Origin of the sequence: Lacicoccus alkaliphilus DSM 16010, from assembly GCF_900142805.1 — a bacterium.
GTDB classification, from domain to species: Bacteria; Bacillota; Bacilli; order Staphylococcales; family Salinicoccaceae; genus Lacicoccus; species Lacicoccus alkaliphilus.
The window spans coordinates 15,581-35,312 of record NZ_FRCF01000003.1; the positions used below are offsets into that span (position 1 = coordinate 15,581).

At 47.6% G+C, this 19,732-nt stretch carries 19 protein-coding genes and 1 pseudogene; 10 read left to right on the top strand and 10 right to left on the bottom strand.

Annotation, left to right across the window (positions count from 1 at the left end):
- Window positions 1-26: 26 nt before the first annotated feature.
- Window positions 27-947, bottom strand: a complete 921-nt coding sequence (locus tag BUA12_RS04755) for a glycine betaine ABC transporter substrate-binding protein (RefSeq protein WP_245772750.1) — start codon at window positions 945-947, stop codon at window positions 27-29.
- A 201-nt stretch (window positions 948-1,148) separates the two neighbouring features.
- Between BUA12_RS04755 and BUA12_RS04760 the strand changes: the two genes are divergently transcribed.
- Window positions 1,149-2,435: an acyl-CoA thioesterase/bile acid-CoA:amino acid N-acyltransferase family protein gene (locus tag BUA12_RS04760; RefSeq protein WP_072708968.1), complete on the top strand. Its 1,287-nt coding sequence runs from the start codon at window positions 1,149-1,151 to the stop codon at window positions 2,433-2,435.
- Between the two features lie 175 nt (window positions 2,436-2,610).
- Here BUA12_RS04760 and BUA12_RS04765 read toward each other — a convergent pair whose 3' ends face one another.
- Window positions 2,611-3,279 carry a hypothetical protein gene (locus BUA12_RS04765; protein ID WP_072708970.1) on the bottom strand — a complete coding sequence of 223 codons (669 nt, stop codon included), beginning with the start codon at window positions 3,277-3,279 and terminating at the stop codon, window positions 2,611-2,613.
- A 271-nt stretch (window positions 3,280-3,550) separates the two neighbouring features.
- Between BUA12_RS04765 and BUA12_RS04770 the strand changes: the two genes are divergently transcribed.
- Both BUA12_RS04770 and BUA12_RS04775 read left to right on the top strand, forming a co-directional pair.
- On the top strand, window positions 3,551-5,224 hold the full coding sequence (locus tag BUA12_RS04770; RefSeq protein ID WP_072708972.1) for a Na/Pi cotransporter family protein: 1,674 nt from the start codon (window positions 3,551-3,553) through the stop codon (window positions 5,222-5,224).
- Window positions 5,225-5,350: 126 nt separating this feature from the next.
- Window positions 5,351-5,779: a hypothetical protein gene (locus tag BUA12_RS04775; protein WP_072708974.1), complete on the top strand. Its 429-nt coding sequence runs from the start codon at window positions 5,351-5,353 to the stop codon at window positions 5,777-5,779.
- A gap of 30 nt (window positions 5,780-5,809) precedes the next feature.
- Here the strand turns inward: BUA12_RS04775 and BUA12_RS04780 are convergent, their stop codons facing one another.
- From BUA12_RS04780 to BUA12_RS04795, 4 genes are all read right to left on the bottom strand, one after another.
- Complete coding sequence (locus tag BUA12_RS04780; RefSeq protein WP_072708976.1) at window positions 5,810-7,135, bottom strand: LLM class flavin-dependent oxidoreductase; 1,326 nt, start codon at window positions 7,133-7,135, stop codon at window positions 5,810-5,812.
- Window positions 7,132-8,133, bottom strand: coding sequence for an MsnO8 family LLM class oxidoreductase (locus tag BUA12_RS04785; RefSeq protein WP_072708978.1), 1,002 nt, complete (start codon window positions 8,131-8,133; stop codon window positions 7,132-7,134). The genes BUA12_RS04780 and BUA12_RS04785 overlap by 4 nt, the downstream gene beginning before the upstream one ends.
- A 171-nt stretch (window positions 8,134-8,304) precedes the next feature.
- Window positions 8,305-9,819 (bottom strand): sodium:solute symporter family protein, encoded by a 1,515-nt coding sequence (locus tag BUA12_RS04790; protein WP_245772751.1) that lies wholly within the window; start codon window positions 9,817-9,819, stop codon window positions 8,305-8,307.
- Window positions 9,820-9,821: 2 nt separating this feature from the next.
- A complete protein-coding gene (locus tag BUA12_RS04795) occupies window positions 9,822-10,055 on the bottom strand; it encodes a hypothetical protein (protein WP_072708979.1) in 234 nt (77 codons plus the stop codon).
- Window positions 10,056-10,301: 246 nt separating this feature from the next.
- Between BUA12_RS04795 and BUA12_RS04800 the strand changes: the two genes are divergently transcribed.
- The 3 genes from BUA12_RS04800 to BUA12_RS04810 all read left to right on the top strand — a co-directional run bounded on the left by BUA12_RS04800 (window position 10,302) and on the right by BUA12_RS04810 (window position 13,547).
- Entirely contained in the window at window positions 10,302-11,432 is a 1,131-nt protein-coding gene (locus tag BUA12_RS04800; protein ID WP_072708981.1) for a DUF1722 domain-containing protein, read from the top strand.
- Window positions 11,433-11,610: 178 nt separating this feature from the next.
- Window positions 11,611-12,360: an IclR family transcriptional regulator gene (locus tag BUA12_RS04805; protein ID WP_072708984.1), complete on the top strand. Its 750-nt coding sequence runs from the start codon at window positions 11,611-11,613 to the stop codon at window positions 12,358-12,360.
- A 35-nt stretch (window positions 12,361-12,395) separates the two neighbouring features.
- Window positions 12,396-13,547, top strand: a complete 1,152-nt coding sequence (locus BUA12_RS04810; RefSeq protein WP_072708986.1) for an NADH-dependent flavin oxidoreductase — start codon at window positions 12,396-12,398, stop codon at window positions 13,545-13,547.
- A 37-nt stretch (window positions 13,548-13,584) separates the two neighbouring features.
- On the opposite strand, the pseudogene BUA12_RS12940 reads toward BUA12_RS04810, so the two are convergent.
- Window positions 13,585-13,824 (bottom strand): annotated as a pseudogene (locus BUA12_RS12940) (aldo/keto reductase); the annotation flags it as partial.
- Between the two features lie 50 nt (window positions 13,825-13,874).
- Here BUA12_RS12940 and BUA12_RS04820 point away from each other — a divergent pair.
- Window positions 13,875-14,495, top strand: coding sequence for a LysE/ArgO family amino acid transporter (locus BUA12_RS04820; protein ID WP_072708988.1), 621 nt, complete (start codon window positions 13,875-13,877; stop codon window positions 14,493-14,495).
- 83 nt (window positions 14,496-14,578) lie between these two features.
- Here the strand turns inward: BUA12_RS04820 and BUA12_RS04825 are convergent, their stop codons facing one another.
- Entirely contained in the window at window positions 14,579-15,364 is a 786-nt protein-coding gene (locus tag BUA12_RS04825) for an SDR family NAD(P)-dependent oxidoreductase (protein WP_072708990.1), read from the bottom strand.
- A 263-nt stretch (window positions 15,365-15,627) separates the two neighbouring features.
- Between BUA12_RS04825 and BUA12_RS04830 the strand changes: the two genes are divergently transcribed.
- Window positions 15,628-17,223 carry an SLC13 family permease gene (locus tag BUA12_RS04830; protein WP_245772752.1) on the top strand — a complete coding sequence of 532 codons (1,596 nt, stop codon included), beginning with the start codon at window positions 15,628-15,630 and terminating at the stop codon, window positions 17,221-17,223.
- Between the two features lie 107 nt (window positions 17,224-17,330).
- Here the strand turns inward: BUA12_RS04830 and BUA12_RS12855 are convergent, their stop codons facing one another.
- Window positions 17,331-17,738, bottom strand: coding sequence for a DUF3021 family protein (locus BUA12_RS12855; protein WP_084669940.1), 408 nt, complete (start codon window positions 17,736-17,738; stop codon window positions 17,331-17,333).
- Between the two features lie 328 nt (window positions 17,739-18,066).
- On the opposite strand from BUA12_RS12855, the gene BUA12_RS04840 reads away from it, so the two are divergent.
- Together BUA12_RS04840 and BUA12_RS04845 are read left to right on the top strand one after the other, a co-directional pair.
- Entirely contained in the window at window positions 18,067-18,486 is a 420-nt protein-coding gene (locus BUA12_RS04840) for a pyridoxamine 5'-phosphate oxidase family protein (RefSeq protein ID WP_072708996.1), read from the top strand.
- 128 nt (window positions 18,487-18,614) lie between these two features.
- A complete protein-coding gene (locus BUA12_RS04845) occupies window positions 18,615-19,106 on the top strand; it encodes a dihydrofolate reductase (protein ID WP_072708998.1) in 492 nt (163 codons plus the stop codon).
- A gap of 57 nt (window positions 19,107-19,163) precedes the next feature.
- On the opposite strand, the gene BUA12_RS04850 is transcribed toward BUA12_RS04845, so the two are convergent.
- A complete protein-coding gene (locus tag BUA12_RS04850) occupies window positions 19,164-19,616 on the bottom strand; it encodes a MarR family winged helix-turn-helix transcriptional regulator (protein ID WP_178138234.1) in 453 nt (150 codons plus the stop codon).
- Between the last annotated feature and the right edge of the window lie 116 nt (window positions 19,617-19,732).

Here is a 19,732-nt window from a genome sequence, read left to right on the forward strand (position 1 = left end):
GGGAGCGGTGTCCTCTGTTTTGCATCTTATTGTGCGGGCTCGAGATCTTCAATGGATTCGATGTCCATATATTCAGGTACCACGATACCATTCATCGTATCGGTCGAATTAGGGCCGAGGTCTTCAAAATCACCTTCATGTTCTTCATAATGGTGGCCCTGCGTCACAGGCAGCCATGGGGCGACCGTTGCATCGGCTTCACCATTTGCGATGGCCTGGAAAACCACTGCCGGATCCACGTCGGTGACGGTCACATCATAACCGATTTCTTCAAGGACCGTACGGACCACCTGTGCCGAGGCGACTTCGGATTCCCAGGACATTGAAACCAGCTCAAACTGCTCGCCGTCTACCATTTCAATCCCTTCAACCCATTCTTCCACAACCTCACGGTTGTCATCCACCCAGGCTTCGGCAGCTTCGGGGTAGGTGCTGTCTTCACCGTCGTACATGACCTGTTCCATATCTTCAAGCTCCCAGTGGAATCTGTCGAGCATCTGATAAGCTTCAGGCATATCCTCATCCAGCCCGAGTCGGACGATGGTATGTACATCTTCAGTTTCACCCATTGCGCCTTCAGGATCTTCAAGGTACTTCAAATCAAATTCCACGAATTTGTAGTGCGGAGACCAGCCCGTGATCAAAATGGGAGCCTCATTCTCGATGGAATCCCGGAGGACTGACATCATCCCGCCGGTGGAACTTTCTTCAAGGGTCCACCCGTCCAGGTTGTCATAAGTATCCAAAGTGTTGTAGGCAAGCTCCGTGATGCCCGCCCCGGGCTCTATGCCGTGGATCGTGTAGTCCACCGCTTCACTGACGCCTGCCTCTTCACCGTTGCCGCCCCCGTCTTCCCCGGCACCTTCATCACCATTGCCGCAGGCTGCCAGTATCAAAATTGATGCGAATGCTGTAAACAGACTGAAAAACTTTAGGTTACTAATCAAAAACCCCTCCATGATCTGAAAATTTTTTAAAATTTGTATACACCAATCAGACTATCATAATGAGGTCTGCCGTCAAGCTGGCGGAATCTCTTCCTCCATTTCATGCAGGAAGAGATGAGACGTTACAAACCATGCCGGGATGATATAATTCCGGTAGTGGTCCAATGAGCACAAATCATAAAAAATTGCAGGTGATGCGGCATGGCAAAGATTGAAATTGGAAAAAATGACTTTATGGTTGATGAACCATTGAATATCAGGGTGTATACTTCAGAACCAGGACAGCAGATCACCATACGGATGGAGATGACCGACGATGAAGGCAAAACCTTCCTTTCCCAGGCAGATTTCATCTCGGATGAAAGTTCTGTAATAGATTTGAACACGGCAGTACCGATGAACGGCAGTTACAATCAGGCCGACGGCAGCGGTCTGCTCTGGTCCATGACGGGTAAAAAAGGGGGGCAGGATGATTATTTCGTCAAAAAGTCGGATGAAGATCTGGAAGCCGGTATATATGTGATGACGGAGGACGAAATCCTGGCGACGGCAGTCCTCACATTACAATTTAAAAATGATTTGACCGAAATGATTGAAATTGAAGACCCTGATATCAAAGGGAGACTGTATGCGCCTGCAGAGGACGGCAATTACCCTTCCGTCATGATCCTGGGCGGTTCGGACGGCGGAAACGAGGCACATGCAGCATCTTTTCTTGCAGGCAAAGGATACCTGGTCCTCGCTTTATCCTACTTTAATGACGACGGATTGGGTGAACACCTTGAAAAAGTGGATATGGAGTATTTTAAGAAGGCGTCCGATTTCCTCGCCGGGCACGCAAAAAGCAACGGTAAAGTGAATCTGATCGGATACTCGAAAGGCGGGGAGCTCGCCTTGCTGCTCGGCCGGACATTCAATGCATATCAGTCGATCGTCGCCGGTGCAGCATCGAATTATGTCACTTCGGGTATGAAGGGCGGTATATTCGCCCCCGTTCCCGGCTGGATGCTGGACGGTGAACCGCTGCCTTATTTAAAGATGAAGTTCCCGGTCAGCTTCATGATCTCCACGATCACCAACTACATCAGGAAGCGGCCGATGTATTTCCTTGATATATGGAAGAGGTCCCTCAGCAGGAAAAAAAGCTCTGAATATAAAATTGAAGTGGGTGAAATCAGCGCACCCCTCATGATGATTTCAGGCGGTGAGGACAAGTTATGGCCCTCTGCCGTTTTCAGCGAAGAAATGATGAAAGAAAGGGAGAATGAAGGTGATGTTTTCCTGACCTATGAAAATGCAGGCCATTTCATTGCCTTCCCCTACAGTTTTCATCAACTGCCATCAATAGTCCATATGAACCTCGACGGCATGGTGATAGACTTCGGCGGCACAAAGCAGGATAATGCCGAGGCGGCGAAGAATACGCTCACAGAGATACTGTCATTCTTAAAAAAGAATAATTCCGGTAAAAGTGATTTTTCGAAGTGAATGGGATGGGGACATACGTCCTGAAAAGATATGATGTTTCACACAGAATAGATGAAATCCGTACGTCAGACTCCTTGGGGAACAACATCAGCGTAAGACAACAGGCTTACGCGGTGCCCCGGAAAAGCTGACGTACGGATTACCTTTTGTGAGATATTTATGTCCCGGCCCCCGTCTATGTGAGCTGGGATTTGAACATGTTGTCATAACGTGCCAGCGTGAATGCGGCATAGAATGAGACCAGGGGTTTTTCGACGAGCTGATCTTTCCATGCTTTTTCAAAAGCGTTATCAATATTGTAGTTCAATACTGTTTCATAGTATGTGTCATCGTATACCTTGCTCAATATATGTGGGTTATCATTCACAAGGACCCCCATCACCGTCTGGAACGTTTCGTTGAAATCGCCTGTTTGCTTTTCGATCAGCTGGAGGAACGGCTCGATACTTTTGGTGAATTCGATGATTTTATTTCTGGTTTCCATGCTGATTCTCTCCAGGTCTTCAGGAAGCTGCAGCTCATGGAAATCGATCCCGCTGTCATTCAAAGTGAATTTATCGAGCACTTCATGTTCCATCGGGTAATAAGGCTTTTCGCCGTCAGAAAAAATGCCGTGCGTGCTTTGCATGAGTGACAATTTCATCAGATCCACCCTGATGAATGACCGGCAGAGTTCGACCGCGGAAAGGTGGTTGAACCCTTCCTCCCTGTACGTCTCCTGAATATCCTTGAAGTGTGCGGACTCTTTATCCAGCATACCGGGCAGGTATCTTGAGCGCACTGCAAAACTTCTATAATCCTCTGCTTTGAGCAGATCCTCTTTCGCCTTTTTATAACTCTCCATGGAAGCACCCATCCTTTTCATATCGTTGACAGTATTTTAACATACCTTTTGAGAAGGGATGAAGCCCTGCGTCCATACGACTCCGTCAATTGACAAATTATTTCGCGAAGTAACAATATTTCGTCAATCAAGGTCGATAGGGTTAATTTATTTATCTTAATGCATTTTATAAAGGGAGTGTATATAATTAATTTTAGATTAAGATTATAAACAAAATATTGATTATGCTTAGATAGAGTAAAGTTCAGAGTATCATAGTGGAGGAATGAAAATGGAACTTAGCCCGATGGAAGTGCTGTTCATGTTTTTAGGTGGACTCGGTATATTCCTATACGGTATCAAAAGTATGGGGGATGGTCTGCAGGCTGTAGCAGGAGACCGCCTGCGCGAAATATTGAACCGCATGACCACCAACCCTTTTCTTGGAATATTGGCGGGTATCATCATCACTGCATTACTGCAAAGCAGTTCCGGCACGACGGCAATAACGATTGGTCTGGTTTCTGCCGGATTCATGACATTGAGGCAGGCGATCGGCGTCATCATGGGTGCAAATATCGGTACCACGATCACGGCTTTTGTCATCGGTCTGGATATCGGAGCCTACTCGCTGCCTATACTGGCCTTTGGTGTGATACTGCTCTTTTTCTTCAAAACACCTAAAATCAATAATTACGGACGTGTCATTTTCGGATTTGGCGCCTTATTCTACGGTCTGGAATTGATGGGGGATGGTGTGAGGCCGCTTGCGGACCTGGAAGCATTCTCCAACCTGATGCTGATGCTGTCGGATAATGCATTCCTCGGGTTCGGGGTGGGCACCGTGCTGACGGTCATCGTTCAGAGTTCCAGTGCGACGGTGGCGATCCTCCAGAACTTCTACATGAATGATTTGGTCGACCTGAATGCTGCCTTACCGATTCTTTTGGGTGACAACGTCGGCTCTACGGTCACGGCAGTGCTGGCAGCCCTGGTCGGAACGATTGCAGCGAAACGTGCAGCAGCTGTACATGTCGTATTCAATCTGCTTGGAGCCGCAATCTTCATGCTGATACTGCCGTTCTTCACGATGTATGTGGGGTACCTTGAGTCGGTTCTTGATTTGAACGGGCGCATGACCATCGCATTTGCCCACGGTTCATATAACGTGGTGAACACTCTGATACATCTTCCGTTGATCGGTTTCCTGGCATGGATCGTCACGAAAATCGTGCCGGGGAAAGATTTTTCAGAAGACTATCAGCCTGTGCATCTGGATGAGGCCCTGATGAAGCAGTCACCTTCACTTGCACTGCAGGGTTCCCAGAAGGAGATCCAAAAGCTTGCACAGCTGACGCTCACGATGCTTGAAGACGCCAATGAATTCACCTACAAAAATGATACGAAACTGGAAAAGCAGATACGTGAAAAATCAGACGTGGTCGATGGGTTGAATGAGAGCATCAGGAAGTATCTGCAGGAATTATCGAAGTATGATATTTCAAATGAGGATGCGATCAGACAGACGAATCTGCTGGAAATCAACCGCATGTTGTATAAGGTCAGTGAACAGATCGTTGAATTCACCAACCTGAACGTCAAGAAGTACAGGAAGAATATTTATTTATCGGAATCGGCCGAAAAAGGTTTGAATGATTTCATCAAACACGTGGGGAAATCATACAAAAAAGCTGTGAACGCCATAGATATATATAACCCTCAGGATGTCGAAGTGATTCTCGAGATGACACAGAAATCGACGAACATCGAGAATAAATTGAGGAAGCAGCATGTGAAACGGATGAATAAAGGCATCTGTTCCACAGACGGCGGACATTTATATGTGGATCTGATCAGTACGCTGGAGAGGATCGGTTATAACACCCGTAACATCACAGAATTGAACCTTGGTGATGACGGTTCAGATCCGGATTCAGAAGAAGAACAGAACATTTTGGATCAGTAAGATGAAAACCCGGATATGGAACTGAGGTTCCAGGTCCGGGTTTATCATTTTGAGCACTTCTGCCGGCCGCATCGCCGCTGTATGGTACAATCAGGTTAGTATTAAAAGTGATGTGAGGAAATGTTAATGAATCAATTAATGGATGTATCAGAGGTTGATAAGGTCAGGTTCACCGCCGTCTCTTTCATCGATGATATCGTCGGTCTCGGCGAGAAGAAGATTGCCATCAACATCGAGCATTTCAAACGCCTCGATCTGGAGCGCAATCAGGTGGAACTCGTCATTGACCGTAAATCATTATCCGATTACATGGAAGGACGTAATGAAGTCCTGCTGGAGCATGAAAATTACTCTGAATTCGATCATGCAAACAGCATGATCGTCATGCTGGAGTACGATTTCAACAGCATCGACAGGATCAAGCTGTTTTATAAGGATGCAGACAACCTGTCAGGTGAGTATGTCATCGACACTTCCGATGAGGAATGCGTCGGGATGAGCAGCGAATTATGTGACGGAGCGCTGATCTTGAAGATAAGTTCCAAAAAAGGATGAAGCCATCTGCTTCATCCTTTTTTATATGGTTCAAACCCTGATTTTTTGCGTGTATCTGTTTTCTTTGAATTTCAGACCGAGCTCTCCGCGTAATGTGTCCGTTTCGTACGCCGTATCATAATAGCCCTTTTCAACGAGGATTGGAATCACCTCATTCAGGAAATCATCATACAATTCTCCGAGTACGTGGGGTGTCAGCACGAAACCGTCGGCGGCACCTTCGTCGATCCACGTGATGATGGTTTCAGCAACTTCCTCGTAAGTGCCCATGAAGGGTGTTTCCCGGGTCGTTTCCTGGAGGGCGACTTCACGCAAAGTCAGATCATCTTCTTTTGCTCTCCTTTTGATTTCGTCGGTGGTCGACTGGAAACTGTTCTTACCGATGTCCCCCAGTTCCGGGAACGGGGCATCCAGATCATATTGGGAAAAGTCATGATGATCGAAATAACGCCCCAGGTATGCGAGCGCTTCTTCCACCGTCACAAGGTTTTGGATTTCCTTATACCTTTCCCTGACCGCTTCGCGGGTTTTACCGACAATCGGTGACAATACCGGGAAGATTTTGATATCGTCACCATTTCTGCCCGCTTCAACCGCCTTCTGTTTCATATCCTTGTAGGCGTCTTTGGCCTGCTTCAGCGTACCGCCGTTGGTGAATACTGCATCTGCGTGTTTTGCTGCAAACCCCGATCCTTTTTTGGAAGCCCCTGCCTGGAAAATGATCGGCTGGCCCTGATTTGAACGGTCGATGTTCAATGGTCCCTTCACCTGGAAGAAATCACCTTCATAATTGAGCTCATGCATTTTATCTTTGTCAAAATACTGATTGTTCCCGGCGTCACGCACGAATGCATCATCCTCCCATGAGTCCCATAGACCTTGAACGACTTCGAGGTGTTCTTCTGCGATATCATACCGCAGACTGTGCTCGGGGTGTTTATCTTTGCTGAAATTATCCGCACTGCCTTCAAGGGGGGAGGTCACGACATTCCACCCTGCACGCCCTCCACTCATCTTATCGATGGAGGCAAGTTGCCTAGCAACCGTGAACGGCTCACTGTATGAAGTTGAAATGGTCCCCACAAGGCCGATCCTCGAGGTCATTGGTGCCAGTGCTGCGAGTATTGTCAGCGGCTCGAAGCGGCTCAGGAAATGAGGGATCGACTTTTCATTGATATAGAGGCCGTCCGCGACGAAAACAAATGAAAATCCCGCCGCCTCTGCGCGCTTCGTCACACTCAGGTAATGTTCGAAGTTCGTGCTTGCATCTGAGGGAACATCAGCGCTGCGCCATGCATTCATATGTCCCCCGGGCCCGTGGAGCATCACGCCGAACTGTACTTTCTTCCTCTTCATACTATCCCTGCTTTCTTTGTGTGATGAACTGTTTTGACGGGAGCCAGTGCTTCTAAAGTATGTTCCCGGACTTCGGCATCGGTGGTCGGAAGATGGAACATGAACTCATCGATATCGTTGTTTCTGTTGAGTTCAGCAAGCTTCTCCAGCACTTCGTCGGCACTGCCCATGATGATGCTCGGCTTTTTTCTGCTCACTTCGATTTCCTCATCGGAATTCCTGACGAAATTCTCCGCCTGTGCTTCATTGATGACACGGAGTTTCCTGCCGTCCTTGAACTTCAGCTGATAATATTCATTTTCTTTAAGGGTCGCTTCCCTCATCCTCTCGTCCTCGATGACAAGGACGGACAGCGCGACTATGAATTTGCCGCGCCTGGCACTCTCTTTATACCTCAGGGCGACATCATTCAGCAGGGTGACATCATTATTGATGAAATGTGCAAACATGTAATTCACATTCTGTTCCGCTGCAAAAAGTGCGGAATCCATACTGCCGCCAAGAAGGAACAGTTGTGGCGGATTGGATATATCCGGTGAAACCTTCAATTCTGCAGCTTCCTCATGCGTGTTGTTCAAATATTTCTTCAACGCAACGAAACGGTCATTGAATGGTGCCACATCCCCCCTCAGTTCATGCTGGAGCGCCCTGGTTGCCAAAGGGGTGCCGCCGGGCGCCTTGCCGATGCCGAGATCCACCCTCCCCTCTGCAAGGTGGTTGATGAGCTGGAACTGTTCGGCGACATGGAAAGGGTTGTGATGGGACAACATCACCCCGCCCGCCCCGATATGAATTTTATGCGTATGTGCTGCAAGGTGGGAGACAAGCACTTCCGGTGCAGTGCCGATCAACGTATCGAGGTTATGATGTTCCGAGACGAAAAACCTTTTATAGCCCAGGTTTTCAGCCAGGACTGCGAGCTGGATCGTATTCTGTAGTGATTCTTTGACGGTATGGCCTTTTAAAATGGGGCTTTGATTCAATACACTGAATTCCATATCTATCACCCTTATTATATAACATACTATGTAACTATGGATTAAATCCATACTAACACGATATGATTAATAATCAAGACTTTTTGAAAGAAAAGTCGGAAAATTGGGTGGGGGAACATAATAAAACCGTCATCACATTCCGGGATTCGGAAGCGATGACGGTTATTGCCATTATATTCTTGTAGGTTCAGCCGCTTTCCCGTCGGAGTAGGATTGTTCGCTCTTTTCAGCAGGTACTTTGCCGAATATCAAGCTGCCTCCCACATAAATGACGACGTTGACCATCAGACCCCATACGCCGCTGAATATGCCGAGCGGCGTCAGTCCGAGGAAGGTGAAAGCCGCTGCAACCAATGCACCGATCAGCATCCCCGTAAAAACGGAGCCTGCATGGCTGCGCTCCCAGTACAGTCCGAGTATGATTGCCGGTGCCACCTGGATGAGGATCTCCAGTTTGAGGACGAAAATCTGATACAGCGTACCGGGCGGGTTCCATGCGATGAGGAGCAGGAATGCAACTACAACGACGCCGATGATTTTTCCGACGTGTATTTTCTTCGTATCCGATGCTTCCGGATTGATGTATCTGCCGTAGATATCCTTTGAAATGATGGAAGAAAACGTCAGCAGTACTGAATCCGCTGTTGAAACGATCGCTGCTATGATCCCTCCGAATAAAAGTATCATGGCAATATAAAATATGATGTTCTGATTGGCGATTGTACTTGCCATAATGCCGACAAGCTGTTCCGATTCAGCAGCGGACAGGTCCGGGTAGGCTGTAAATGCCAGGATACCGATGAAGAAGACCACACCCGCCGTCAAAAATGGCATCCAGGCCATCTGGGTGAACGAGCGTTTCAGGGCACGTTCATTTTTGGCTGAGAATATCCTCTGTATGGCGTTCGGATACACAGCAGCCCCGATGCCGACGAGAATCAGGAAGTTGCTCCATCTGACAAGGCCGCCCCCTTCGGGCACCCCAAGATTCTCAGGGGAATAAGTGCGCATGTAGTCCCCTGCAGCAGGCAGCCCGCCGAAGTAGAGGATCGTTCCGATCAGAAGCATGAAGACACCGACAAGCAGGGCGATCCCCTGCATCGTATCCGTATAAGCCACGGAACGCATGCCGCCAAGCCAGCCATATGCAATCATGATGATGATGAAGAATATCACTCCGGCCTGGTAAGGCACGGTGCCGCCGGTCAGTCCGGAGACCCCCTGGCCGATGGCGACGAACTGCTCCAGCAGGAAGTTTCCAAGCGCATACAGCATGATGATCGCCGCAAGTATTGAAACGGCCTTCGACTTGAATTTCATCTCCAGCCAGTCGACCGGTGTCACGATATTATGTTTTTTACCGAGCTTGTACATCCGCGGCGCAAAGCTTAAATAAACCAGAATGATCATGATGAAGAACGGTATGGTCACGAGGTTCGCGTAACCGACACGGTACGCCTCGGCTGAATAGCCGACCACCGTATTCCCACTGTACTGGGTGGCGAAGAATGTGAAGAAGAGGACCATGGTGCCAAGCCCCCGGCCGCCCAGATAATACTCGTCCAAACTGCTGTGGACTTTATTATTTTTCATATATGTAACGACGCCTATACCAAGCATGATCAGGCCGTAAAACAGCATGATCAGAATGCCCGACATTCCTGAAAAAGCCAAATCCATATCCATGATCACTTTTCCTCCTCCACAGTGTCTTCTTCATCCAGCGTATCCCAGTGATACCTGATGACGTATGTGATATATAACGATAAGACCATGCTCATTAAAATGATGATGATTGCCCAGAGCGGCACACCGTAAATCAACATCGTCTCGCCGCCGGTCGGGAAATACCATGGTGTCAGCATGATGAATATGGCAAGAAAGCCGAGCCATATCTTTTTGTTCTTGATGGGTTCCTTCATTACTTCTCCTCCAAATCTTGTTTTATCACCTGCTGCCAGGGCCGGCAGCAAGTATAATTATCGATACATTATCATGTTTCAACAGAACTTTCTATACTTTCAGAATTTTAAATGAATGAATGCGCTTACAAATGGAAGAGGTCAAAATTCAAAAATTGGGGGATGTTCAGCATTCCTCCCCGGCCTTGATTATTCCCCGGCAGCAAAGGGAATGTGAATATAAACGAAATGAAGGGAAGGAAGCTTATGAAGACAGCAGCGGATGTGGTCATCGATCTCATTGAAATGTTTGATTTACATGATTCCGGCTCAAAGCGGGCGCATGGTGCTGGGGAATACCACAATGCACATGTGGAATTGAATGGCGAAGGAAAACAGATCTTCGGGAAAACGGAACAGGCACTCGTCAGATTGTCGAATGCCTCCACTTCCCATAAAATACCGGATCGGCTGGTCAATATCAAAGGGTGTTCAGTCAGGTTTAAACATCCCCTCCGGCCGATTGATATCGTCGGGGTCAACTTCCCCTACTTTCCAACCGACTCGGCTGCCGGTGTCCTGGATATCCTCTACAGCATCAATATATATCTAGGCGATAAAAATTTTCGCCGTTTTGTGGATATATTCAGGGCGGGCGGTTTGTACAGGCATATCGGCCGTCTCCTCAAATGGATGCCGAAGCGGACGGATATGGACCATACCTACTACTCGGCCCACAGCTACGGCGGGGCGCATTATAAGATGAAGCTGGATTATCACCCGGGAAATGACCGCATTGAAATATACGCAGAAAAAGATGAGCACCTCACCGATTATCATCCGGGACCGGCGGTGCACCTCGGTTCGATATTCATCAGTCCCCGTTCGACAGGGAAGGAAGTGAAGTATTTTGATGTACTCAATGCGCCTTTGAACATGCCGCCGAACGGGGAGATACCACTGCTACGGCATTACATCTATAAGCGTTCTTTCCTCCGGCGTATGGAAGAACAGCGGATGGACGGTAAAAATCTCGGCCTGCTTGAAGAATTCTGGGCTGAAGAGAAGTATTTCGTCCTTTCGAAAAGCCAGCGGATTTATGATGAAATCCGTGAGCTGATCAAAAAAGGCACGGACATGTCCCCCACACGTTTCAGGGAATTGATTGATGAAGCCTATGCCTTGAAATACGAGGAGAAGCACCTGCGGAATTACCTGCAGCACGTGTGGGGGCATTTCAAGGATGAAGCGGATGAAAGAGAAAAGGAATATTACACGAAGCTTTCGGAACATCCAGATCCCGAAGCGGTCAACACCTTCATCCATGATCTTGCTTTAAAGTATGAAGAGCCTTATATACTCGGCACGACCATGGTGAAGACAAAAGGGCGGTCATGACAATAGGATGGAGGCCACAGCATTTTGACGCTGCGGCCTTTATTTTTTGTGTTTTAATTTAATATTCGGGCAGTTTAACTTACAATATGTGCCGGAAGTTTCATATAATGAAACTGAAGGGGTGCATTTTGTACATATTGGGGCCGCATCCTATACTATAACAGCGAGGTGGGAGCACATGACTAAAAATCATTCGGCCACATTAAAAAAAGGGCTTCGTGTACTGGAGCTGATCAAGAAAAAACCGGGGACGACCATGCGCGGTGTCCAGGAGGCATTCAACCTGAGCAAATCGACCGCGTTCCGTCTGCTGACGACTCTGGAGGACATGGGTTATATCTATAAAATCCAGACGCAGTACTATCTTGATCCGAACAACTTCATAGAGAAGGCGGAGAAGCAGTCCATCCGGGAATGGACATCATTGAATTCCATCTATCAAGTCGCCAAAAATCTGCAAATGAGCACTTACCTCGGGAAAGTGGAAGGGACGGACCTGGTCATGTCACAAGTTTTGCATGCGCCTTTCGAAGAAAAAACTGTAGATGAAATCGGCAACCGGACCGGACTCCACCAGACGGCGCTCGGCAAGGTCATACTTGCGCATTATGAAGAGGATAAGAGAGTATCACTGATGAAAAGGATGAAGCTTGAACCAAAGACGGAAAACACATTCCAGGATCCTCAGTTGTTTTTCTATCATTTAAAGATGATCCGGGAAGATGGGTATGCATTCGATGATGAAGAGGTCGCGATCGGTATCCGGTGCATTGCGGTACCGGTTTACCGTGATGATGAGGTGATTGCCGCGCTCGCCGTGGCCGCCCCGCCGGAGGACATCACCAAAAGCAATATCAGGGAAATCGTGTCAAAATTACATCAGGGAAGCAAAGCAGTCACCGGGGAAATCGAAGCTTTGGATAAATAAAATAATAATCAATCATGAAAGAGGAATTATATAAAATGAGTAAAGAGTACAAGAATTTATTTCAGGATTTTACATTCAAAAGTGGTGTACATGTCAGAAACCGACTGATGATGCCGCCGATGACGACATTTTCAGCGGATGAAAATGATTTTGTTTCGGATGAAGAGCTCGCCTATTATGAAGAGCGGGCGAACGGCGTCGGCACGATCATCACCGCATGTGCCTATGTTTCAGACAATGGCAAGGGCTTCGAAGGCCAGATGAGCATTGCGGGTGATGAGACGATCGGCCGGCTCAGGGCGCTTTCCGATGTGATACATGAAGGCGGTGCGAAAGGTATCGTCCAGCTGTACCACGGCGGTCGCCTTGCAGTACCGCACCTCACTCCGGGCGGGGAGACCGTCAGTGCGAGTGCTGTCGTACCTTTATCCGACCGTGGCTTCTACAGCATCGACCAGACACCGCGGGCACTTGAGACTGAAGAAGTGTATGAAATTATAGAAGATTTTGCCCAGGCGGCCCGAAGGTCGATCGAGGCAGGATTCGACGGCGTCGAACTGCACGGCGCAACAGGCTACCTGCTGCAGCAGTTCGTCTCCCCCCACTCTAATCTGCGGACGGATGAATTCCAGGACAGACATCTGTTTGCATTGAAACTGATCGAAGCGGTCAAACAGGTCGTGGCGGAACATGCAGTGAAACCATTCATGGTGGGCTACCGCTTTTCCCCTGAAGAGCCGGAAACACCGGGCATCACAATGAAGGAGACTTTCGAATTCCTGGATGCACTGATTGAAACGGACGCACTGGATTACCTGCATATGGCGGCAACTGATGCATGGTCCCCGGCAAGGCGTGGTGTGGACAGTGAAAAGTCACGTACGGAATTGATTGCTGGACATGTGGATGGACGCCTGCCTGTGATCGGTGTGGGCAGCATCCTCACTGCCCGCGATGCATCGGCTGTCCTTGAAAAGGGCGGCATGGACTTTGCAGCGGTGGGACGTGCGCTTGTGGTCGATCCGAAATGGGTGGATAAGATCCGTGACGGCGAAGAAGAAGCGATCATAGATCATCTGACGGAGCACGACCGGACGAAAGCGGTCATACCGGCACCATTATGGAAACACATCATGGAAGTGGAAGGTTGGTTCCCGGTCAAGCGGAATGCGGACATCATGAAATAAAAAACTATACTAAGCACCTCCAGACCCAGAGCAGCAGTTCCGCTTTCCGGTCTCTTGAAATCTGACCTGTCAGCAGTCCCTCGCCAAGCGGCGACCAGAATGTATTTCCGATGCCAAGTGCCTTATCTGCAGGAAGAAGTTCATATTCCGATTCACGTGCTTCCGGCGTGTAGTAAATTTGATGGGCAATCGACGGTGCGTAATTATTTCCCACAGCATATGTGTGGGTATCAGCAAGCGGCCACCCACTGTAGTTGGATACCCACCAATAGCGGATGTCCTTTATGGTATAATTTTGTAGCATATCTTTTGATGAGGAGAATGACGATGTCGGCAGCGGTCATACACGGGGTTTTATTATCCATCGGACTAATCATGGCGTTTGGCGCCCAAAATGTCTTCATATTCAATCAGGGCGCATCGCATAAGAAATTGCGGTCCAGCCTGCCTGCTGTCATCACAGCTTCCGTCTGTGATACTATTCTGATCATACTCGCGGTCCTCGGTGTATCGCTGATGGTGATGACCGTCCCCGGATTGCAGATTACACTGTTTGCAGCAGGCTTTTTATTCCTTTTGTACATCGGCTGGACAATCTGGTCGAGCGACCCGGTGAAAGTGAATGATAAGTATGGTGCCATGCGTGCAGATAAGCAGATCATGTTTGCGATCTCTGTATCACTATTGAACCCCCACGCCATTCTCGATACCATCGGGGTCATCGGTGCGAACTCCTTAAGGTATTCCGGTGTCGCCGAACTGGTTGCTTTTGCCGTGGCCTGCATCATTGTATCCTGGATCACTTTCATTATGCTGGCTGTCATCGGCAGAAGCATCCGCTCGATTGACCGGGAAGGGAAGATCGTCATGACGATCAATAAAGTCTCCGCGCTGATGATTTGGGGCGTTGCTTCATATATCGCGTATCAGCTGTATATGCTTGTCTAAACCGGAAACATCTTCAAACTCCCCCATGACCTCAAGGTCATGGGGGAGTTGTTAATCAATATATTCATCCCGCGGGGCGCATTTTAATCAAAATCAATCGGCCTTGAGACTTTATTGATTTGTCCACCGTCGACCATCAGTGTCTGTCCGCTGATGAATGCAGAATCGTCCGAGGCAAAGAACAGGCATGCTTTGGCGATATCTTCCACAGTGCCGAACCGACCCATCGGAATGAATTCGAGGGACTCTTCCATTGCTTTTTCCGGGTTTTCAAGGCTGTCGAATGTTTTTTGGAGCATCGGTGTATCCACGGTGCTCGGTCCGACGGCGTTGACACGTATCTGGTCCTTGCCATAGTCGAGGGCCATCTGGCGTGTCAGAGCAGCGAGCCCGCCCTTTGCACTGGCGTAGGCGGCGAGCCTTGTGATCGTCGTCTCCGCATGCCAGGAGATGATGTTGATGATTGAGGCCCCGTCCTGCTTCTGCATCTCGGGAATGGCATATTTACTGCAGAGGAAAGCACCGGTCAGATTGACATCCATCAAACTGTTCCATTCGTCCAGAGAAGTTTCGTGGACTGCCTTGCGATAATTGACCGCGGCATTATTGACGAGGACATCCACGCTGCCGAACCGTCCGGCGGTAAACCTGATCAGTTCCTTCACATCATCTTCATTACCGACGTCCGTCCGGTGAAAAGTGACTTGCAGATTTTCCTCCTGTAATTCCGTCTCCGTCAAATCCCCTGTTTCGCTGTTGATATCGGCGATGACGACTGTCGCCCCTTCCTCGGCAAACATTTTTACAATTCCCCTGCCAATGCCCTGGCTGCCGCCGGTGACGATGGCCACTTTATTTCTCAATCTCATCTTATCATCCCCCTAAATATCTTTAATCACAATTGTATCATCATCCTCTCCCTCAATGAAATGCAGGTGGTGATGATTTTTTACAGTAAAATAACAACGTTGAACCAGTAGGTCCTCCAGAGAACTTTCGGAAATTTTCAAATACTTGTTGACACCGCTTTCATTTTGCTGTTAAATACAGTGTACGTATAAGATGATTATGTACTATATGCGTACAAAAAATATGGACAGTTATTGAGATGACGAAAAAGGGGAAGATTCAAGTGTCACTAATCTCGAAATTCAGCGATGCAGCATGGAAAGACCATTCCCGATCGAAAGATTTATTTCTTCTGAGGAGGGGCAGAAAAAACAATCAAAATGGAGGCGGCCAGGATGTAAGACAGCCCTCTTATTCAACCTCTCAATTAATCGGACTTTTTCTGGGTCCTCTGGCATTTTTAGCTTTGATGTTCCTTGTACCTCTTGAAGGGTTATCAGGAGAAGGAAAAGCAGTCCTTGCTTTTGCTGCATGGCTGGCAATATGGTGGATTTTGGAAGCGATGCCACTTGGAATCACTTCATTATTGCCTCTGGTGATGATGCCGGTCGTGACTTCGATCACCAGTGCCGAAGTGGCTTCGGCATTCGGGGACCCATTAATCTTTCTATTCCTGGGTGGTTTTGCCATCGCTCTGGCTATGGAGAAGTGGAACCTGCATGAGAGAATCGCTTTGACTATAATCAGCGTGGTCGGTACAAGTTTATCCGGCCTGATTCTTGGCTTTGCCCTCGCTACCGGTTTTCTATCAATGTGGGTCTCCAATATGGCGACGATCATGCTGATGATTCCGATCGGAACGGCAATCATTGCAAAAGTGGTCGAATTAATGAAAGAAGATGGCGTACATACGGCTGAAGAAGAAATCAAGTTTACGAAATCAATCATCTTTGCAATCGGTTTCGGAGGAACCATAGGCGGCAGTGCCACATTGATCGGCACTCCCACCAACCTGATTCTTGCAAGCATGGCCGGGGAACTACTGGGATATGAAATTCCATTTGGAACGTTCCTGATTTTTGCATTCCCGCTCACTCTGATATTAATGGCAGGGTTCATCTTTTATTTGACGAAGATAGCCTACCCGATGAAGGTCAAAACAATCAGCAAAGGGAGGGAACTTGTCGAAGAACGGAAGTCCCTGCTCGGGAAAATGTCCTATGAAGAAAAAGTCGTAATGGCAATTTTCACATTCACAGCTTTCATGTGGTTGACGAGGACATTTATATGGACGGATATCATACCGGGTATCAATGACACGATGATAGCCATGATTTCAGCCATGTTATTATTCTTAATCCCTTCTAAAAATAAAGAAGGCGGCCGCATCCTTGAATCGGATGCGCTTACGAAGATGCCGTGGGGTGTATTGTTGCTTGTAGGTGGGGGTCTTGCGCTTGCTGTAGGGTTCACCGGCACCGATCTCGCCGACTGGATGGGCGGACAACTGATGAACCTGGAAAATGCACCATTGGTCTTCATTATTGCCGTAAGTGCATTACTCGGTATCCTGATGACTCAGATGGCACCAAATACAGCAACGGTGACGATCCTTTTACCAATCACCGCAGCCCTGGCTACAGCGATAAATGTAAATCCACTTCCTATAATGACTGCGACTGCCATGGGAGCGGGCTTTGCATTCATGCTGCCAATCGGTACACCGTCCAATGCACTCATATATGCGACAGGTAAGATCACCATCGTGGATATGTTGAGAAAAGGTACATGGTTGACGATTCTCTCAGTCATCTTAATAGTGGTATTCACGTACTACGTCCTGCCTTTCATATTCAATATTGATAAGTTTGCAGCTTAGAGTATTAAATCAATCCAGATCGACACATGAAAAACCACACCCATCCAAATGGACGGGTGTGGTTTTTTCTTTATAACAAGTGTGATCAAAGTATTTATAATCCGTCCTCAAACATATTTACCCCCATAGATTTTAAGGATGGCAGAAACTGAGTATGTAATGGAAGGTGCAAGCAGCTGGAGCATATTGAATGTTATGAACGCCTCGGCGGCATCGGTTGTGAACCGGGCGGCATCATACGTGAGGACGAGCAGGACTGGGAATACCGTGACCAATGTTGCCATGTAATACGTGATTATCCGTTTCAAAGGGCTCCAGTTTGGGACATGGTAAATCACACTTCCACATCCCAGGAAAAAGGCGATGAAACCATAATAAAGAAAAACCCTTACATTGTCAGCCGGCCCTATGAAAAGACTCCATACAGAAAAAAGAACAAAGATTGAAAATAATGCAGCACCCCTGAAGAACCCCCGTACAAATAAGTTGATAAGAACCCCTCCTTTTTGAATAATTTAACAATTGAGAATCTTTATTACATTATACACTTCAAAGTCTTAAAAAAGCACCCTACTTTCAGCAAATTTTTTCAAATAAATACTTATTCTCACAAATGATGACCTCTGTACTTAATGCTGCCAGGCATTTTGAACGCTCGGTTCGACCCCTTCTGCCGGTTTCAGGGTCAACGTTGCGGCACTCCCGCCACAGCCCGTCACCTGCGATGCCCCACCCGGCCCAAACTTGCCTCCCCCGCCGTGCTTTACTCCCGGTGAAAATGATTGACCATGCACTGCCGGTGGTATACATAAGTTGAATACATCAACTGAAGAGGTGAAATATATGGAACAATCAAAAGCGATAGAACGCATCACTGAAATTTTGGACGACTCCAAAATCGGCATACTGTCAACGGCGAAAGATGATGTGCCGAATGCACGCTATATGTGGTTTTATAATGACGGCATCACCCTGTATGCCAAGACGAGTGATGAATCCCCGAAGTTCGAAGAGATAGAGGAAAATCCGAAAGGATTCGTGCTGCTGGGTTTCCATGACGAAAAGAATCATGCATTTGTAGAATATTACGGTGATATTGAAGTCGTCAGGGATCAGGAGACCATCGACTGGCTGTGGGAAAATCAGGATCAGACTTATTTCGATAATAAGGAAAACCCTCATCTGGTTGCTTTGAAGATCAATCCAAGTGCAATCAAAATCATGAATGACGATGAATTCCAGGATGTGGAGCTGTCATTGTAGATGGTGTTTTGGAGGCGGGGGATCCCACTTCTTTTTTAATAGAAGGCACCTGCCGGGTTTGAAATTATTTGTGAAGATTTCGGGTAAAGGGAACAATGATCATCATTTAGAAGTGAGGAGAGATTTTAATGCTGGCTTTTGTCTGGGCTGAAGATGAAAATAAATTGATCGGTAAAGGTGACGAGCTGCCGTGGCGTCTGCCGGCGGATGTGGCTTTCTTTAAAAAAGTCACGATGCGCGGGGATATTGTGGCGGGCAGGAAGACATATGAAACGATTCCGAGGCGGCCTTTGCCGGGACGTGAGAACATCGTCCTCACGACTCAGAAGGATTACGAGGCGCCGGGGGCGACCGTGGTGCATTCGAAAGAAGATATATTGGCACTGGAAAAGAAGAATGATAAGGGTCTGTATATCATCGGCGGCGAGTCTTTATTCAGAATGTTTGAAAAGGATGTGGATGAGCTTTACAGAACCGTCATCCATGATACTTTTGAAGGTGATACGTACTTCCCGAAAGACTTTGACTACGAACCTTTTGAGTTGATCGAATCGGAAGAGGGCCCTGTGGATGAAAAGAATATTTATGAGCACACTTATGAGCTTTGGAGAAGGAAATAATGACAGTAAAACCCGCACATCACTTGATGTGCGGGTTTTGAACGGGGAAGGACCTGGTTACTTCTTACTTTCCTCTATCATATCTTCAAGGGAAGCTTCGAGCATTTTCAAAACGTGCTTTGCAGCCTTGTAATCTCCTATGCTCACATCATCCGGCACACACCTGGATATCGCGACCGATATTTCATGGTGCGTCTTCACGGATGTTTCCGTAAGACGGACGACAAGTTGCCTTTTGTCTGCTTCATCCCTCCCGCGCACTACCCAGCCTGAGTCCTCCAGACGTTTAAGCAGGGGCGTCAGCGTGTTGCTCCCTAAACTCAATTTTTCCCCAATCGAGTGCAGTGTCTGAGGCTCTTCACTTTCCCATAAAATGGACAAGACCAGGTATTGGGTGAAGGTCAGATTGAATTCGGACAATGCACTTTCATAAAATTTTGCGAAGAGGCGGCTGAGGTGATATGCAGAGAAACAGAGTTGATCTGCAATTTTGATACTTTCGGTCGGTATCATCAATTATCCTCCTAATGTGAGTCTCGCACGATTGACTTTGAGGTCAAGGACTATATAATAAACATAACAACTGATAATTGGAAAAAAGTAGTATCTTTTATATAGCTATGATA

Excerpts from the sequence above, each read along its gene's own strand:
- BUA12_RS04760 (WP_072708968.1), top strand. The coding sequence starts at position 1,149 with ATGGCAAAGATTGAAATTGGAAAAAATGACTTTATGGTTGATGAACCA.
- BUA12_RS04765 (WP_072708970.1), bottom strand. The coding sequence starts at position 3,279 with ATGGAGAGTTATAAAAAGGCGAAAGAGGATCTGCTCAAAGCAGAGGAT.
- BUA12_RS04770 (WP_072708972.1), top strand. The coding sequence starts at position 3,551 with ATGGAACTTAGCCCGATGGAAGTGCTGTTCATGTTTTTAGGTGGACTC.
- BUA12_RS04775 (WP_072708974.1), top strand. The coding sequence starts at position 5,351 with ATGAATCAATTAATGGATGTATCAGAGGTTGATAAGGTCAGGTTCACC.
- BUA12_RS04780 (WP_072708976.1), bottom strand. The coding sequence starts at position 7,135 with ATGAAGAGGAAGAAAGTACAGTTCGGCGTGATGCTCCACGGGCCCGGG.
- BUA12_RS04785 (WP_072708978.1), bottom strand. The coding sequence starts at position 8,133 with ATGGAATTCAGTGTATTGAATCAAAGCCCCATTTTAAAAGGCCATACC.
- BUA12_RS04790 (WP_245772751.1), bottom strand. The coding sequence starts at position 9,819 with ATGGATATGGATTTGGCTTTTTCAGGAATGTCGGGCATTCTGATCATG.
- BUA12_RS04795 (WP_072708979.1), bottom strand. The coding sequence starts at position 10,055 with ATGAAGGAACCCATCAAGAACAAAAAGATATGGCTCGGCTTTCTTGCC.
- BUA12_RS04800 (WP_072708981.1), top strand. The coding sequence starts at position 10,302 with ATGAAGACAGCAGCGGATGTGGTCATCGATCTCATTGAAATGTTTGAT.
- BUA12_RS04805 (WP_072708984.1), top strand. The coding sequence starts at position 11,611 with ATGACTAAAAATCATTCGGCCACATTAAAAAAAGGGCTTCGTGTACTG.
- BUA12_RS04810 (WP_072708986.1), top strand. The coding sequence starts at position 12,396 with ATGAGTAAAGAGTACAAGAATTTATTTCAGGATTTTACATTCAAAAGT.
- BUA12_RS04820 (WP_072708988.1), top strand. The coding sequence starts at position 13,875 with ATGTCGGCAGCGGTCATACACGGGGTTTTATTATCCATCGGACTAATC.
- BUA12_RS04825 (WP_072708990.1), bottom strand. The coding sequence starts at position 15,364 with ATGAGATTGAGAAATAAAGTGGCCATCGTCACCGGCGGCAGCCAGGGC.
- BUA12_RS04840 (WP_072708996.1), top strand. The coding sequence starts at position 18,067 with ATGGAACAATCAAAAGCGATAGAACGCATCACTGAAATTTTGGACGAC.
- BUA12_RS04845 (WP_072708998.1), top strand. The coding sequence starts at position 18,615 with ATGCTGGCTTTTGTCTGGGCTGAAGATGAAAATAAATTGATCGGTAAA.